The sequence below is a fragment of the Agrococcus sp. TF02-05 genome (assembly GCF_017565345.1).
In the GTDB taxonomy this organism is placed as follows: Bacteria; Actinomycetota; Actinomycetes; order Actinomycetales; family Microbacteriaceae; genus Agrococcus; species Agrococcus pavilionensis.
In genome coordinates this window covers 195,385-211,577 of the sequence record NZ_JAGEKO010000010.1, presented here as the reverse complement: position 1 = coordinate 211,577, position 16,193 = coordinate 195,385, and the positions used below count along the sequence as shown (strand labels likewise).

Here is a 16,193-nt window from a genome sequence, read left to right as displayed (position 1 = left end):
TCCAGCCTAGCCGTCGGGTCACGTCGCGAGGTCGGCGAGCCAGGTGATCGAGGCGCCGTGCGGATCGGTGACCGCGATCGGCTCGGCGTCGCGCCGGAGCACGAAGTCGCCGGCGTCGGCCCACGGGGCGGGCGGGCCGATCTCGAGCGACGCTCCCTCGTTCGCGACCCACGTGACGGGCAGCTCGCCCATGAGATCCGCGAACGTCGCGCGCTCGAGCGCGGAGACGTACGCGAGCACCGCGGAGTGCCAGACGACGACCGTCGGCGCGTGCCGGGCGGCCTCCTCGACGATCGCGCGCGCATCGACCGTCAGGTCGCCGAGCCGCACGTGGGCGGGCTCCCGCCGCGCGATCGCGAGCGCGGTGCGCAGCCGGTCGACGCGGGCGCCGTCGAGCCCACCCGACGCATCCGGCCACACGAGCGCCTCGAGCCACGCCCTCGTCGCCGGGTCGGCGGGATCGAGCGGCTGCAGGTCGATGCCGCCGCGCCATGCGACGACGGGCGGTCTCGTGGGCAGCGGGGTCGACGGCGAGGCGTCGGTCTCGAGCAGCGGCAGGCCGGCGTCGCCGACGTACCGGCCCGCGCCGAAGCGGTAGCGCCAGCGGTCCGGGTAGAGGCACAGCCCAGCCGAGGCGCCCACCTCGACGAGGGCGATCGGCCCCTCGAGGTGCGCGATCGCCGGCAGCAGGGTCGCCATGCGCCTCGCCTCGTTCGTCTGCGTCATGCGCGCGAGCATCGTCGAGCGGATGCGCTCCCACCCGCGGGCGAGCAGGTCGCGCGCGTCGCTCCACGGCACGAGCGGGACGCCCTCGAAGCGCGCGGCCGCGAAGAGCAGGTTGGGCTGCCGCTTGATGGGCTCGAGCTGCGCGAGCGCGGCGCACAGCGGCTCGTCGTCGGCGACGCCGCGCGCCCACTCGGCGTAGAGCGGCGAGCGCCCCTCCGCCTCGACCTCCGCCCAGCGGCGGTACGAGGCGGCCACGGATCCCGGCTGGGTGACGTCGTCCACGTCGACCACCCTGCCACGGTCGCGAGCGCCGGCCCTCAGCCCGCGACGGGCTCGCTCTCGCGCGGCGCTCGCCGAAGCGCGCGCAACGGGCAGTCGGCGGGCCCCTCGAGGCGCGACCCGTCGGGCGCGAAGCGCGAGCCGTGCGCGACGCAGTCCCAGCTGCGGTCCTGCGTGTTCCAGGCGACGAGCGCCCCGACGTGCGGGCAGTGGGCGGAGACCCGCCGGGTCTCGCCGTCGACCGTCGAGGTCGCGACGAGCCGGAGGCCCTCGCGGCCGAGCTCGCCCTCGCCCTCCGCGGGCGTGCTCGCGGGCTTGAGCGCCGACGCGGTCGCGCGCGCATCGGCCGCGACGACGGCGCCGAACGCTCCCGCGGCCTGGCCGAGCGCCGCGATCGTCGTGCCGCGCCGGCGCAGGGTGCGCGCCCACTCGGGCTCCTCCCCCGCGATGCGACCCGCGAGCGCGAGCGCGCTCATCGCGCCGCTCGACATGCCCCACTTGTCGAAGCCGGTCGCGAGCAGCACGCGCCCGCGCGAGCCCGGTCGCGCACCGATCCACGGCAGCAGGTCGGGCGTCGCGTAGTCCTGCGCGCTCCACACGTGCGTGCGCTCGGCGTCGGGCCAGTGCGACCGCACCCAGCGGTCGAGCTCGTCGACGAGCCGCCGCGGGTCGGCGTGCCGGCCGACGGCGTGGCCGGGGCCGCCGGCGACGAGCACCGCACCGCCCGGGCCGGCGGCGGTGCGGATCGAGCGGCTCGGCGAGTCGACGCTGATGGCCATCGGCTCGGGCAGCGGGGCGCTCGTGCGGTAGGCGGCGGCGTAGGAGCGGCTCGCGGTCAGCAGCGCCGATGTCGCGCGCGCCGGCACCGGCGAGCCGGTCGCGAGCACCGCCGTGCCCGCGCGCCAGACGCCGCTGTCGGTCTCGAGCTCGACGCCGCGCCCGACTGTGCGCACCGAGCGCACCGCCGCGCGCACGATGCGCCCGCCGTGCTCCCGCAGCTCGGCGGCGAGCGCCGCGAGCATCGCGACCGGCTGCACCTGCGCCTGCTCGATGAGCTGGATCGCGCCGGCCACCTGGAACGGCAGCGCCTCCGCGCCGCTCGACTCGACCGGGATGCCGAGCCCGCGCGCGGCCTCGACCTCGCGCTCGAGCGCCGCGACGCCCTCGGGGGTGAACGCGAACGAGATCGCCGTGCGCTCCTCGGCGGGCGCGTCGCGAGCGGCGAGCAGGCTGCGGAGCCGCAGCTGGCCCGCGATCGAGCCTTCGACGAAGGCCTCGACCGCCTCGCGCCGCGCGAGCCCGAGCGCCCGGTGCAGCCGATCGCCCTGCAGCAGGCTCACCTTCGCGGTGGTGTTGCCGGTCGCGACGGCGCCGACGTGGTCACGCGCCTCGAGCACGACGACGCGAGCGCCGCGGCCGGCGAGCAGCGCCGCGGTCATGAGGCCGGTGATGCCCGCGCCCACGACGGCGACGTCGGCGTCGTGCCGGTCCGCCTCGTCGAAGCCGATCGGGGGCGCGGAGTCGAGCCAGAGCGAAGCCATGCGGCCACCCAAGCGCGCTTGGCTGTGAGCGAGCCGCACCGAGCGCCATCGGCCGACCGTGTGCACGCTCCTGCGGCCTCTGCGCGCGCCGGACCGCAAGAGCGTGCATCTCGCGGGAGGCCGGTGGTCACCGCGAGGGCGGGACGCGAGGAGGGGACCCGCTCGGGGTCCCCTCCTCGTCAAGAGCCGGTCGTCAGCGGGCGGCCGAGCCGTCCGTGTAGTCGGCGTCGGGCTGCTCCCAGGCGAAGAGCGCGCGCAGCTTCTTGCCGGTCTCCTCGATCGGGTGGCCCTGCTGCTGCTCGCGGAGCTTCGTGAACTCCGGCGCGCCGGCGTCCTGGTCCTCGATGAAGCGCTTCGCGAACGCGCCCGACTGGATGTCGGCGAGCACGGCCTGCATGTTCTGCTTCACGTCGGGGCTGATGACGCGCGGGCCCGAGACGTAGTCGCCGTACTCGGCGGTGTCGGAGATCGACCAGCGCTGCTTCGCGATGCCGCCCTCCCACATGAGGTCGACGATGAGCTTGAGCTCGTGGAGCACCTCGAAGTAGGCGATCTCGGGCTGGTAGCCGGCCTCGATGAGGGTCTCGAAGCCGTACTGCACGAGCTGCGACGTGCCGCCGCACAGCACGGCCTGCTCGCCGAACAGGTCGGTCTCGGTCTCCTCGGTGAAGGTCGTCGTGATGCCGCCGGCGCGGAGGCCGCCGATGGCCTTCGCGTACGACCACGCCGTCTGCCACGCCGAGCCCGACGCATCCTTCTCGACGGCGACGATCACGGGCACGCCGCGGCCGGCCTGGAACTCGCGGCGCACCGTGTGGCCCGGGCCCTTCGGCGCGACGAGCACGACGTCGACGCCCTCGGGCGCCTCGATGTAGCCGTAGCGGATGTTGAAGCCGTGGCTGAACAGGAGCGTCTTGCCCTCGCCCATGTGCTGGGCGACCTCGCCGCTGTAGATGTGGCGCTGGTGCTGGTCCGGGGCGAGCAGCACGACGACGTCGGCCCACTCGGCGACCTCGGCCGGCGTGCCGACCTCGAAGCCCTGCTCGGTCGCCTTCTGGCGGCTCTTCGACTCGAGCTGGAGCCCGACGCGGACCTCGACGCCCGAGTCGCGCAGGTTCTGCGCGTGCGCGTGGCCCTGCGAGCCGTAGCCGATGATGGCGACCTTCTTGCCCTGGATGATGCCGAGGTCGGCACCGTCGTCATAGATGACCTCAGTCATGCTGTCTCCTTCGTCTGGTTCTGTGGATCAGGAGCTCTGCTTGAGCGCGCGCTCGCTGATGGACTTGCCGCCGCGGCCGATGGCCAGCAGGCCCGACTGCGCGATCTCCTTGATGCCGTACGGCTCGAGGAGCCGCAGCAGCGCCTGGCACTTCGGGGAGTCGCCCGTGACCTCGATCACGAGCGCGTCGGTCGTGACGTCGACGACGCGCGCGCGGAAGAGCGTCGCGGCCTCGAGGATCTGCGACCTCGTCGAGTTGTCGACGCGCACCTTGATGAGCATGTGCTCGCGCTGCACCGACTGGGCCGGCTCGAGCTCGACGATCTTCACGACGTTGATGAGCTTGTTGAGCTGCTTCGTGACCTGCTCGAGCGGCAGGTCCTCGACGTCGACGACCGCGGTGATGCGGGACAGGCCCGGCACCTCGGTCTTGCCGACCGCGAGCGACTCGATGTTGAAGCCGCGGCGGGCGAACAGGCCCGCGACGCGGGTCAGGAGGCCCGGCTTGTCCTCGACGAGGAGCGACAGGACGTGCGTGCTCATCACTCCTCCTCCCACACCGGGCTGTGCTCCTTGGCGTACTGCACGAAGGAGTTCGAGACGCCCTGCGGCACCATGGGCCACACCATCGCGTCCTTCGAGACGATGAAGTCGATCACGACCGGTCGGTCGTTCGTCTCGAGCGCGAGCTTGATGGCCGGGTCGATCTCCTCCGGCTTCGTCACGCGGATCGCGAGGCAGCCGTAGGCCTCGCCGAGCTTGACGAAGTCGGGGATCATCTTCGCGTCGTCGCCGGTCTCGAGGTCGGTGAACGAGTGCCGGCCCTCGTAGAAGAGGCTCTGCCACTGCCGCACCATGCCGAGCGACGAGTTGTTGATGACCGCGACCTTGATCGGGATGTCGTTGAGCGTGCAGGTCGCGAGCTCCTGGTTGGTCATCTGGAAGCAGCCGTCGCCGTCGATCGCCCACACGACGCGCTCGGGCTCGGCGACCTTCGCGCCCATCGCGGCCGGCACGGCGTAGCCCATCGTGCCGGCGCCGCCGGAGTTGAGCCACGCGTTCGGGCGCTCGTACTGGATGAACTGCGCCGCCCACATCTGGTGCTGGCCGACGCCCGACGCGTAGATCGCCTCGGGGCCGGTGAGCTCGCCGATGCGCTGGATGACGTGCTGCGGCGAGAGCTTGCCGTCGCTCGGCTCGGGGAAGCCGAGCGGGAAGCGCTCCTGCAGTCCGTGCAGCCGCTCCCACCAGTCGGTGAGGTCGGGGCGCTCGTTCGCCGCGAGCTCCTGGAACGCGATCGAGAGGTCGCTCAGCACCTCGCGCACGTCGCCCACGATCGGCACGTCGGCGGTGCGGATCTTCGAGATCTCGGCGGGGTCGACGTCGACGTGGATGACCTTCGCGTTCGGCGCGAACTCGGCGACCTTGCCGGTCACCCGGTCGTCGAAGCGAGCGCCGAGCGCGACGATGAGGTCGCACTCCTGGAACGCGAGCACCGCGGGGACCGTGCCGTGCATCCCGGGCATGCCGAGCTGCTGCGGGTGCGAGTCGGGGAAGGCGCCGCGCGCCATGAGCGTCGTCACGACCGGCGCCCCGGTCGACTCGGCGAACTCGAGCAGCTCCGCCGACGCCTTCGCGCGGATGACGCCGCCGCCGACGTAGAGCAGCGGGCGCTCGGAGCTCGCGAGCAGCTGCGCCGCGGCGGTGATCTGCTTGCCGTGCGCCTTGACGACCGGCCGGTAGCCGGGCAGGTCGACGCGATCGGGCCACACGAACGGCGCGGAGTCCTGCTGCGCGTCCTTCGTGATGTCGACGAGCACGGGGCCGGGACGACCCGTGGATGCGATGTGGAACGCCGCGCGCAGCGCGCCCGGCACGTCCTCGGGGCGCGTCACCTGGAAGGTGTGCTTCGTGATGGGCATCACGATGCCGGTGATGTCGGCCTCCTGGAACGCATCCGTGCCGATGAGGTGGCTGAACACCTGGCCGGTGATCGCGACCATCGGGACCGAGTCCATGTAGGCGTCGGCGAGCGCGGTGACGAGGTTCGTCGCGCCCGGACCGCTCGTCGCGAGGCACACGCCGACCCGGCCGGTCGCGGCCGCGTAGCCCTCGGCGGCGTGGCCGCCGCCCTGCTCGTGGCGCACGAGGATGTGACGGATGGCCGACTGCTGCATGAGCTCGTCGTAGAAGGGGATGATCGCGCCGCCGGGGATGCCGAAGACGTCGGTGACGCCGAGCAGCTCGAGCGACTTGAGGACGGCTCCCGAGCCGGTGAGGGTCGGGGGCTCGGCGCTGCGCGGCGGCGCAGGCCTGGCGGTGATGGGCATGGCTCTCCTGGCTGCTGACGGACGTGTCGTCAGCCCGTGACGGCTCCGCGAGCGGCGGACTGCACGAGACGGGCGTACTTGGCGAGGACTCCGCGCGAGTAGCGCGGGGGCAGCGGCTCCCAGCCCTCACGCCGGGAGGCGAGCTCTGCCTCGTCGACGATCAGGTCAAGCGAGCGAGCGGCGATGTCGACCCTGATGCGGTCTCCGTCGCGCACGAAGGCGATCGGACCGGAGTCGACCGCCTCAGGGGCGATGTGGCCGATGCACAGGCCGGTTGTGCCGCCTGAGAATCTGCCGTCCGTCAACAGTAGTACATCGCGGCCGAGCCCAGCGCCCTTGATGGCGGCGGTGATCGCGAGCATCTCGCGCATGCCGGGGCCGCCCTTCGGGCCCTCGTAGCGGATGACGACGACGTCTCCCGCGCGGATCTCGCCGTTCGTGAGCGCGTCCATCGCGGCGCGCTCGCGGTCGAACACGCGCGCGGGGCCCTCGAAGACCTCGGCGTCGAAGCCGGCCGTCTTGACGACGGCGCCCTCGGGCGCGAGCGAGCCGTCGAGGATCGTGAGGCCGCCGGTCGCGTGGATGGGGTCGTCGAGCGCGCGCACGACGGTGCCGTCGATCGGCGCCGGGTCGAGCTCGGCGAGGTTCTCGGCGAGTGTGCGGCCCGTGACCGTCAGCGCGTCGCCGTGCAGCAGGCCCGCGTCGAGGAGCGCCTTCATCACGACCGGCATCCCGCCGACGCGGTCGAAGTCCTGCGCGACGTAGGCGCCGAAGGGCTTGACGTCGGCGAGGTGCGGCGAGCGCGCGCCGATGCGGCGGAAGTCCTCGAGGTCGAGCTCGACCTGCGCCTCGTGCGCGATCGCGAGCAGGTGGAGCACCGCGTTGGTCGAGCCGCCGAGCACCATGGCGACGGTGATGGCGTTCTCGAACGCCTCCTTCGTGAGGATGTCGCGGGCGGTGATGCCGCGGCGCAGGAGCTCGACGACCGCCTCGCCCGAGCGACGGGCGTAGTAGTCGCGGCGGCGGTCGGCCGAGAGCGGCGTCGACGAGCCGGGGAGGCTCATGCCGAGCGCTTCGGCGATGCACGCCATCGTGTTGGCCGTGTACATGCCGCCGCACGCGCCCTCGCCGGGCGCGAATCCGCACTCGATGCGGTGCAGGTCCTCGGCCGAGATCTTGCCGGCCTTGTATGCGCCGACGGCCTCGAAGGAGTCGATGATCGTCATCGACTGCGGGATGGTGCCGTCGCTGAGCTTCGCGAAGCCCGGCGCGATCGAGCCGGCGTAGACGAAGACGCTCGCGAGGTCGAGCCGCGCGGCGGCCATGAGCATGCCGGGGAGCGACTTGTCGCAGCCCGCGAGCAGCACCGTGCCGTCGAGGCGCTCGGCGTTCACGACGACCTCGACGGAGTCGGCGATGACCTCGCGGCTCACGAGCGAGAAGTGCATGCCCTCGTGGCCCATCGAGATGCCGTCCGAGACCGAGACGGTGCCGAACTGCAGCGGGTAGCCCCCGCCGGCGTGCACGCCCTCCTTCGACGAGCGCGCGAGGCGGTCGAGCGAGAGGTTGCACGGCGTGATCTCGTTCCACGAGCTCGCGATGCCGATCTGGGGCTTCTCCCAGTCGCCGTCGCCCATGCCGACGGCCCGCAGCATCCCTCGGCTCGTCGTGGCCTCGACGCCGTCCGTGACGGCGCGCGAGCGCGGCTTGATGTCGATCTCAGGCATGGCCCGATCCTACGCCGCGAGGGATGTCAGATCAGCGCCGCGGCCGCTGCCTGGAACGCGGCACTCACCCGGAGGGTCTACCGTCGTGACCATGATCACGGTGGGGCTGAGCACGATCTCCGTCTTCCCCAAGGGCGTCGAGGACGGCTTCCGCCTGTCGGCCGAGGCCGGCTACGACGGCGTCGAGGTGATGGTCACGACCGACGCGAAGACGCGCAGCCCCGAGCGGCTGCTCGAGCTCTCGGCGCAGTACGAGCAGCCGATCATGGCGATCCACGCGCCCGTCGTGCTGCTGACGACGTTCGTGTGGGGCCGCGACCCGTTCGTGAAGCTCGACCGCTCGGCCGAGCTCGCCGTCGCCGTCGGCGCGCCGACGGTCGTCGTGCATCCGCCGTTCCGCTGGCAGGGCAAGTACGCGCGCACGTTCGAGGATGCGGTGCGGCAGACCGAGCGGAAGCACGGCGTCGAGGTCGCGGTCGAGAACATGTTCCCGTGGGCCGCGGGCGGCATCGACCGGCAGGCGTACCTGCCTGGCATCGACCCGAGCGAGATGGACGTCGAGCACGCGACCCTCGACTTCTCGCACTGCGCGCTCGCGAAGCGCGACTCGATGGAGCTCGCGCTCGACCTCGGCGACCGCTTGCGGCACCTCCACCTCACCGACGGCGTCGCGGCCGAGGGCGGGCGCATCTTCGACGAGCACCTCCTGCCGGGCCGCGGCAACGAGCCCGTCGCGGAGGTGCTGCGCATGCTCGCCGAGCGGCGATGGACGGGGCAGGTCGTCGCCGAGATCAAGACCCGCTACGCCCGCAACGAGCGCGAGCGGCTCCGGATGCTCACCGAGACGCTCGAGTTCGCGCGCGAGCACCTCGCGGTCGATGCGTCGGCGGACGCCGCCGACGACGCCAGGTCCGCCGCGGATCCCGCCCAGCCGTAGCGCGCGCGTCAGTCCGCGAGCAGCCGCTCCCGCACCTCGCGCCGCAGCACCTTGCCGATCTGCGAGCGCGGCAGCTCGTCGACGACCTCGATGCGCCGCGGCACCTTGTAGGCGGCGAGCGATCCGCGGCAGTGCTCGCGGAGGGCCTCGAGGTCGACGTCGCCGTCGACCGTCACCGCCGCGACGACCTGCTCGGAGCCGTCGTCGCGCGGCAGGCCGACGACCGCCGCATCCGTCACCCCCTCGAACCGCACGAGCGTCGCCTCGACCTCCGAGGGCATGACGTTGAAGCCGCCGGAGATGATGATCTCCTTGATGCGGTCGACGATCGTCACGAAGCCGTCGGCGTCGACCTCGACGATGTCGCCCGTGCGGAGCCAGCCGCCCGGCAGCAGCGTCGCCGCGGTCTCGTCGGGCTTGCCCCAGTAGCCGCCGAACACCTGCGGCCCGCGCACGAGCAGCTCGCCGGCCTCGCCGGGCGCGCGGTCGCGGCTCGGTTCCTCGGGGTCGACGACGCGGATCTCGGTGCTCGGGAAGGGCACGCCGACCGCGCCGGGCCGGCGCGAGCGGCCGACGGGGTTGCCGAGCACGACGGGCGATGCCTCGGTCATGCCGTAGCCCTCGACGAGCAGGCCGCCCGTCGCGGCCTCCCACCGCTCGAGGATCTCGGTCGTGAGCGGCATCGCGCCCGAGATCGCGAAGCGAGCCGAGGAGAGGTCGATGCCGCGCTCGACCGCGGCGCGCGCCAGCCGGTCGTAGATCGGCGGCACCGCCGGCAGGAAGGTGGGCGGATGCTTCCTGGCGGCCGCGAGCACGAGCTCGACGTCGGGCTTCGGGAAGAGCACGAGCCGCGCGCCGATGCTCATCGCGAAGGTGAGGCACAGCGTGAGCCCGTAGGCGTGGAACATCGGCAGCACCGCGTACACGACCTCGCGCCCGGCGACGAGGCCCGGCACCCACGCCCGGCCCTGGGCGGCGTTCGCGCCCAGGTTGCGGTGCGTGAGCATCGCCCCCTTCGGCGAGCCGGTCGTGCCGCTCGTGTACTGGATGACGGCGAGGTCGTCGGCGGCGGGGCGCGCGTGCGACTCGAACACCGCACCCTGGTCGAGCAGCCGCGGCCATGGCATCGTGCCCGGCGCGCGCGCCGTCAGCTGGGCGCGCGCGGCGCGCGCCTTGGCGATCGGCAGCCGCAGGGCGAGGCGCTTGCCGAGCGGCATGCTCGCGGTCATGTCGACGGCGACGACGTGCCGCACGCCCAGCATCTCACGCACGAGCGGAGCCACCTTGTCCCACGCGATCGCGACGGTCGCGCCGTGGTCGCGGAACTGGTGCTCGAGCTCGCCGCGCGTGTAGAGCGGGTTGTGCTCGACGACGACCGCGCCGAGGCGGAGCACGGCGTAGAAGGCGACGATGTGCTCGGGGCAGTTGGGCAGCACGATCGCGACGCGGTCGCCGGCGCCGACGCCGAGCCGCCGCAGGCCCTCCGCGGCCCGCGCGACGCGGCGGCCGAGCTCGGCGTAGGTCGTCTCGGCGCCGAAGAACTCGAGCGCGACGCGGTCGCCGAAGCGCTGCACCGCGTCGCCGAGCAGGTCGATGAGCGAACCGTCGGGCACCTCGATCTCGGCCGGCACGCCCTCGCCGTAGTGCCGCAGCCACGGCCGCGCGCTGACGCCCTCTCGATCCACGTCGTCCTCCCTCATGCCGTCGCGGGCGCCAGGCTATCGAGCGCCCGGATGCGCGCCGCGGTCTCCCGTCTGCGCATCGACCGCACGGCGAGCAGGGATGCGAGCAGCCCGATCGCGGCGAAGAGCACGAGCATCCCGATCGATCCGCCCGACCACCCGGAGCCGGCCGCGGCCGCGACGAGCGCGTCGACGGCGTGCGTCATCGGCAGCGCCGGCGCGATCGACGCGAATGCCGAGCCGAGCACGTCGCGCGGCAGCACGCCGCCCGCGGCGACGGCCTGGAGCACGAGCAGCACGAGCGAGACGACCGCGCCGACCGGTCCGAGCCACGCGGTGAGCGCGAGGTTCGCGAGCGTCGCGACCGCGCCGAAGAGCAGCGAGACGGTGAGCGTGATGGGCAGCGCCGACCACGCGACGCCGCCGATCGCGTGCACGACGAGCGCCGCGAGCACCGCTTGCAGGGCGACGATCCACGCGGAGCGCACGAGCAGCGCGGCGAGCACGCGGCCGTCGGTCTCGGCGGATGCCGCGACCCGGCGAGCGGAGCGGGCGAGCACGAGCACGAGCGCGAGGGCGCCGAGCCACAGGCCTACGGGCACGGCGAGCGCGCCGATGCGCGCCTCGCCGCTCGGGAGCGCGCGGCGCTCCTCGAGGTCGAAGCCGACGGGGTTCGTCGCCACGTCGGCGAGGTCGTCGAGCTCGCCCTCGCTCAGCTGCGGCAGGGCGTCGACGCCCTGGCGGAGCCCGTCGCCGAGCTCGCGCGCGCCATCGCCGAGGTCACCGGCACCGGACTGCGCGGAGCGCGCACCCGCGGCGAGCTGGCCGACGCCCGAGCCGAGGTCGCCGAGCCCGGCCGCGAGCTCGTCGGCGCCGCCGGCGAGCTGCGAGGCGCCCGAAACCGATGCGCCGAAGCCGCCGTCGAGCTGCGCGAGCCCGCTCGCGAGCTGCGAGGCGCCCGAGCGGAGCGCGGGCGACCCCGCCGAGGCTTGGGCCGCGCCGTCGGCGAGCTGCGCGGCGCCGTCGCGGAGCGGCGCACCGCCCGCGACGAGCTGCTCGGCTGCGGTGTCGAGCGCCGAGAGGTCGGCGGTCGCCGCGAGCAGGCCCGCGGTGAGCGCACCGCTGATGTCCTGCTGCGAGAGCTGCGCGAGCGCGCCCGCGAGCTGCTGCGCTTGCACGATCGCAGCGGGGTCGGTGGCGGGGTCGGCCTCCAGCGCCGCGAGCAGCGATGCCGCGAGCGCCGCCTGGCCGTCGAGCGCGTCCTCGAGCTGGCCGATGCCACCCGCTTCCGCGGCGCCGCCGAGGCCAGTGCGCAGCTCGTCCCCCGCTTGCTGCACGCCTCGCGCGAAGGCCTCGGCGCCGTCGGTGTAGGCGTCGACGCCGTCGCTCAGCGAGCGCGCGCCGCCGGCGAGCGCGTCGACGCCGCCGGTGTAGGCGTCGAGTCCGTCGCGCAGCTGTGCCGCCCCGCTCGAGAGCTGGCCGATGCCGGCGTCGGCGCCCCCGAGCCCGGTCGCGAGCTGCCCCGCGCCGTCGGCGAGCTGGTTCGCGCCGTCCTGGGCGGAGCCCGCCCCGGCGCCGAGCTGGTCGAGGCCGTCGGCGAGGTCGCCGAGCCCCGACTCGAGCTGCGTGCCGCCCGCGCCGAGCGCATCCGCCCCGTCGGCCGCGGTGCCGAGCTGCTCGCCGAGCGTGCCGAGGCCGCCGTAGAGCCCCGAGATGAAGCCGGTCGTGACGACGTCGCCGAAGGAGGCGACGATCGACTCCCCCGTCTCGGTCGCGAGGCTCGACGCGAGCCCGCTCGAGGCGGCGTCGGTGACGATCTCGATGCCGGCCTGTTGCGGGTCGTCGCCCTGGAGGCTCAGCACGCGCTCCGAGAAGTCGGCGGGGATCGTGACGACGGCGCGCACCTCGCCCTCCGCGAGCGCGGCCGCAGCGTCCTCCGCGTTCAGGATGCGGAACTCGAAGCCGTCGTCCTCGTCGCCCACGAGGTCGGTGACGACCTGCCGGCCGGCGAACATGACCGACTCGGTGCCGTCCTCGGCGGTCGTCGTGAGCATGCGATCGCTGTTGACGACGGCGGCGGGCACGTCGCGGTCGCCGTCGAGCGCCGGCCCGATCGACCACGCCGCGAGTGCGGCGACGGCGAAGGGCGTGACGGCGGCCGTCGTGAGGGCGACGGCCTTCTTGAGCGAGCTGGTCATCGGTCTGCTCCCGTGGTCGCGAGCGCCTCGGCGGGCGGGTCGGTCTGCTGGGCGTCGGCGGCGGATGCGGCTTCGGCGGCGAGGCGGTCCTCCTCGGCCGCGTCGGCGGGCTCGGCGTCGATCGCGGCGCGACCGTGCGCCTCGGGCGCAGCCTCGCTCGTGACGATCGTGGCGTCCGGGCCCGCGAGCCGCGCCGCGAGCCGAGCGGCGCCGGTCGGGGCGCCCGCGGCGGCGTCGATCCAGACGAGGCTCGGTGCGCGCAGCACCGCGATCGCGATGAGCACGGCGGCCCGCTCGAGCGGCGCGAGGCGCGAGAGCGGCGCGGCCGCGTCGATGGGCGCGCCGAGCGCATCGCCGGCGCGGGCGACGAGCGCGTCGGCGCGGCGGTCGAGCACGGGGCCGGGCGCGAAGGGGCTCCGCAGCGCGAGCGCGGCACGCGCCGCCTGGTGCGCCGACTCGACGTGGCCGTCGAGGTCGACGATCGCGACGCGGCTCCGGAGGGTCGCGACGTCGCCGGGCAGCGCGGCGCCGCCGAGCTGCGCACGACCGGCTGCGTCGACGTCGCCGATCACGGCGTGCGCGAGCCGCTGGCGGTCGGCGAAGCCACCGCCGAGGCGCACGACCGCGCCCCGCGGGGCGGTGAGCGTCCACGACGCGTCGCCGGGCTGCCGCCAGTCCACCTCGGGACGGAAGCGCTCGAGCGCGAGGTGGCCGCCCGCATCCGCCGCCCACGAGAGTGCGTCGCGGTGCCGACCGAGGGTCTCGCCCTCGACGTCCATCTCGGGCATCGCGCGGTCGAGCCACCGCGGCAGCCACCACGCCCGCTCTCCCATGAGCGTCATGAGCGCAGGGATGAGCGTCATGCGCACGAGGAAGGCGTCGACGGCGACGCCGACCGCGAGGCCGAGCGCGATCGCCTTGATCATCGCCATGCCCTCGGGGACGAAGGCGAAGAAGACGAAGAACATGATGAGCGCGGCGGCGGTGACGACGCGCGCGTTCGCCGCGAAGCCGTGGCGGACGGCGCTGACCGCGTCGTGGCCGTGCGCGTGTGCCTCGCGCATGCCGGAGACGAGGAACATCTGGTAGTCCATCGCGAGCCCGAAGAGCACCGCCATGAGCAGCACGGGCATGAACGAGAGGATCGGCCCGGGCTCGGCGTGCAGGAGCTCGATGCCCCAGCCCCACTGCATGACCGCGACCACGACGCCGAAGGCCGCGAGCACCGAGCCGATGAAGCCGAGCGCGGCGGTGACGGGCACGAGGATCGAGCGGAACACGAGCATGAGCAGCACGATCGCGAGCGAGACGACGACGATGCCGAACGGCAGGAGCGCGTCCTGCAGGCGCTGCGAGACGTCGATCTGCACGGCCGTCGCGCCCGTGACGGCGATGGCGGTGCCGTGCTCCTCCTCGAGCGCGGGCGCGGCGTCGCGGATCGCGCGCACGACGTCGGCGGTCGCCGGGTCGGCGGGGCCGGTCTCGGCGATCACCTGCACGATCGCCGTGTCGACGGTCTCGTCGGGGAAGGCGCTGCCGATGCGCTCGACGCCCGGGATCTCTGCGAGGTCGTCGGCGAGCGCCTCGAGCACGGGCAGCACGTCGGTGACCTGGGTGATGTCGGCCATCACCACGAGCGGGCCGGTCACGCCCTCGCCGAAGCCCTCCTGGAGGGTGTCGTAGGCGATGCGCTGGGTCGAGCCCTGCGCCTCGCGGCCGTTGTCGGGGAGCGCGAGCTCGAGGCTCGCGGCGGGGATGGCGGCGACGCCCATGACGGCGAGCACGCCGACGACGGCGAGCCACGGGCGCTTCGTGATGCCCGTGACCCAGCGCATGCCGAGCGTCGGCCGCTCGTCGACGTCGCGCTCGGCGAGCCGCGCGGCGCGGCTGCCGGGCTTCGGGCGCAGCCGCTCGCCGAGGAGCGCCATGATCGCCGGCAGGAGCGTCACGGCGGCCGCGACGGCGATCATGACCGAGATCGCGGCACCGATGCCCATGATCGAGAGGAAGGGGATGCCGACGATCAGGAGTCCCGCGAGGGCGACGACGACCGTGAGGCCCGCGAAGAGCACGGCGGTGCCGGCGGTGCCGACCGCGAGCGAGCCCGACTCGATCACGCCCATGCCGCGCGCGAGCTGCGAGCGGTGCTTCGAGAGGATGAAGAGCGCGTAGTCGATGCCGACGGCGAGGCCGATCATGAGCGCCATGAGCGGCGCGGAGTTCGAGACCGTCACGAGCGCCGAGGCGCCCAGCACCCCGCCCATCGTGATGCCGACGCCGACGAGCGCGGTGATGAGCGGCAGCCCCGCGGTCAGCAGCGACCAGAAGGTGACGAACAGCACGATCCCGGCGAAGAGCACGCCGACGCCCTCGACCCAGGAGATGGGCACGCTCGAGGCTTGGAAGACCTGCCCGCCGAACTCGACGGCGAGGCCCGTCTCGCGCGGCGCATCGGCCGTCGCCACGAGCTCGTCGAGGCCCGCGGGCGTGCCGCCCGTCTCGCGCGGCTCGAACTGCACCTGCGCGTAGGCGATGCGGCCGTCGTCGGAGATCTGGTCGGCGGCGAACTCGTCCCACGGCGCGACGGCGGTCGCGATGCCGTCGATCGCGGTGATCTCGTCGACCTGCCGCTCGATCGCGTCGCGGTGCTGCTCGATCGAGTCGCCCTCGGGCGCCTCGTAGACGACCTGCACCGCGGCACCCGCGACTTGCGGGAAGACGCTGCCGAGGCGGTCGAGGGCCTCTTGCGACTCGGTGCCCGGGATGTCGAACGATTCCTGCATGTCGGGGCCGAGGGCGAAGGCGCCGCCGAGCACCGCGGCGACGGCGAGGAGCCACGCGACGATGACGAGGCGGGCGCGGCGCATCGATCCGGCGCCGATGCGGGAGAGCCACGTCGCCATCAGCGGGCGCTCTCGAGGGACTCGGGCTGTGTCAGGCACAGCTCGAGGAGCGTGTCGATGAAGATCTCGCGCATCTCGGCGGGGTCGACGTGCTCGCGGTCGTCGTCGAGCGCGTCGCCGAGGATGAAGGCGACGCCCGCGAGCCCGATCGAGACGCGCGTGAGCACGCGCGCGCTCGGCGCCTCCTGCACGAGGGTGCTCGCGATAGCGTCGACGAGCGCGTTCGCGCGGCCGATGACCGGCACGTCGCGGAGCGCGCCGCGCTGGGTGACGAAGACGGAGACGGCGGCGCTGTGCGCCATGAGGACGTCGACGAAGCCGGTCGCGAGCGCCGACACCGCCTCGAGCTTGTCGGCGCCTGCGCGCGGGAGCGCGGCGACGAGCGCCGACATCGCGTCGATCGCGGGCTGCATCGCGGCTTCGAGGAGCGCTTCCTTGGACTCGAAGTGGTACAGCACCGACGACTTCGAGGTGCCGACGTCGTCGGCGATCTGCTGGATCGAGCTGCCGAGGTACCCGGTGCGGGCGAAGCGCTCGAGCGCCGCCTGCAGGATCGTGTCGCGAGTGGTCACGATCGACCATCGTACTGACCGATCGGTCAGAGTTCGACCGATCGGTCAGTCGCACGATGCGGCGCATGTCGCGGGCCGA

General features: G+C 73.7%; 11 protein-coding genes. 1 reads left to right on the top strand and 10 read right to left on the bottom strand.

Annotated elements, in window-relative coordinates; translation table 11 throughout:
* Positions 1 to 18: 18 nt before the first annotated feature.
* The 6 genes from JQT67_RS11415 to ilvD form a co-directional block, all read right to left on the bottom strand.
* The gene (locus tag JQT67_RS11415; RefSeq protein WP_208064750.1) at positions 19 to 1,008 is read right to left on the bottom strand and encodes a DUF2332 domain-containing protein; all 990 of its coding nucleotides are present in this window, start codon (positions 1,006 to 1,008) and stop codon (positions 19 to 21) included.
* Positions 1,009 to 1,043: 35 nt separating this feature from the next.
* Positions 1,044 to 2,546 carry an FAD-dependent oxidoreductase gene (locus tag JQT67_RS11410; protein ID WP_208064749.1) on the bottom strand — a complete coding sequence of 501 codons (1,503 nt, stop codon included), beginning with the start codon at positions 2,544 to 2,546 and terminating at the stop codon, positions 1,044 to 1,046.
* 193 nt (positions 2,547 to 2,739) lie between these two features.
* Positions 2,740 to 3,765: a ketol-acid reductoisomerase gene (gene ilvC, locus JQT67_RS11405; RefSeq protein ID WP_208064748.1), complete on the bottom strand. Its 1,026-nt coding sequence runs from the start codon at positions 3,763 to 3,765 to the stop codon at positions 2,740 to 2,742.
* A 27-nt stretch (positions 3,766 to 3,792) separates the two neighbouring features.
* A complete protein-coding gene (ilvN, locus tag JQT67_RS11400; RefSeq protein WP_021010026.1) occupies positions 3,793 to 4,308 on the bottom strand; it encodes an acetolactate synthase small subunit in 516 nt (171 codons plus the stop codon).
* A complete protein-coding gene (locus JQT67_RS11395; protein ID WP_208064747.1) occupies positions 4,308 to 6,095 on the bottom strand; it encodes an acetolactate synthase large subunit in 1,788 nt (595 codons plus the stop codon). Before JQT67_RS11395 ends, ilvN begins: the two co-directional genes overlap by 1 nt.
* A 29-nt stretch (positions 6,096 to 6,124) precedes the next feature.
* Complete coding sequence (gene ilvD, locus JQT67_RS11390; RefSeq protein ID WP_021010024.1) at positions 6,125 to 7,822, bottom strand: dihydroxy-acid dehydratase; 1,698 nt, start codon at positions 7,820 to 7,822, stop codon at positions 6,125 to 6,127.
* Positions 7,823 to 7,913: 91 nt separating this feature from the next.
* Between ilvD and JQT67_RS11385 the strand changes: the two genes are divergently transcribed.
* Positions 7,914 to 8,759: a sugar phosphate isomerase/epimerase gene (locus JQT67_RS11385; protein WP_021010023.1), complete on the top strand. Its 846-nt coding sequence runs from the start codon at positions 7,914 to 7,916 to the stop codon at positions 8,757 to 8,759.
* Between the two features lie 8 nt (positions 8,760 to 8,767).
* Here JQT67_RS11385 and JQT67_RS11380 read toward each other — a convergent pair whose 3' ends face one another.
* The 4 genes from JQT67_RS11380 to JQT67_RS11365 are packed head-to-tail and all read right to left on the bottom strand — an operon-like array spanning position 8,768 to position 16,114.
* Positions 8,768 to 10,444, bottom strand: coding sequence for a long-chain-fatty-acid--CoA ligase (locus JQT67_RS11380; protein WP_307864317.1), 1,677 nt, complete (start codon positions 10,442 to 10,444; stop codon positions 8,768 to 8,770).
* 11 nt (positions 10,445 to 10,455) lie between these two features.
* On the bottom strand, positions 10,456 to 12,639 hold the full coding sequence (locus JQT67_RS11375) for a hypothetical protein (protein WP_208064745.1): 2,184 nt from the start codon (positions 12,637 to 12,639) through the stop codon (positions 10,456 to 10,458).
* The gene (locus JQT67_RS11370; RefSeq protein WP_208064744.1) at positions 12,636 to 15,542 is read right to left on the bottom strand and encodes an MMPL family transporter; all 2,907 of its coding nucleotides are present in this window, start codon (positions 15,540 to 15,542) and stop codon (positions 12,636 to 12,638) included. The genes JQT67_RS11375 and JQT67_RS11370 overlap by 4 nt, the downstream gene beginning before the upstream one ends.
* Positions 15,542 to 16,114, bottom strand: coding sequence for a TetR/AcrR family transcriptional regulator (locus JQT67_RS11365; RefSeq protein WP_208064743.1), 573 nt, complete (start codon positions 16,112 to 16,114; stop codon positions 15,542 to 15,544). Before JQT67_RS11365 ends, JQT67_RS11370 begins: the two co-directional genes overlap by 1 nt.
* Positions 16,115 to 16,193: the final 79 nt, after the last annotated feature.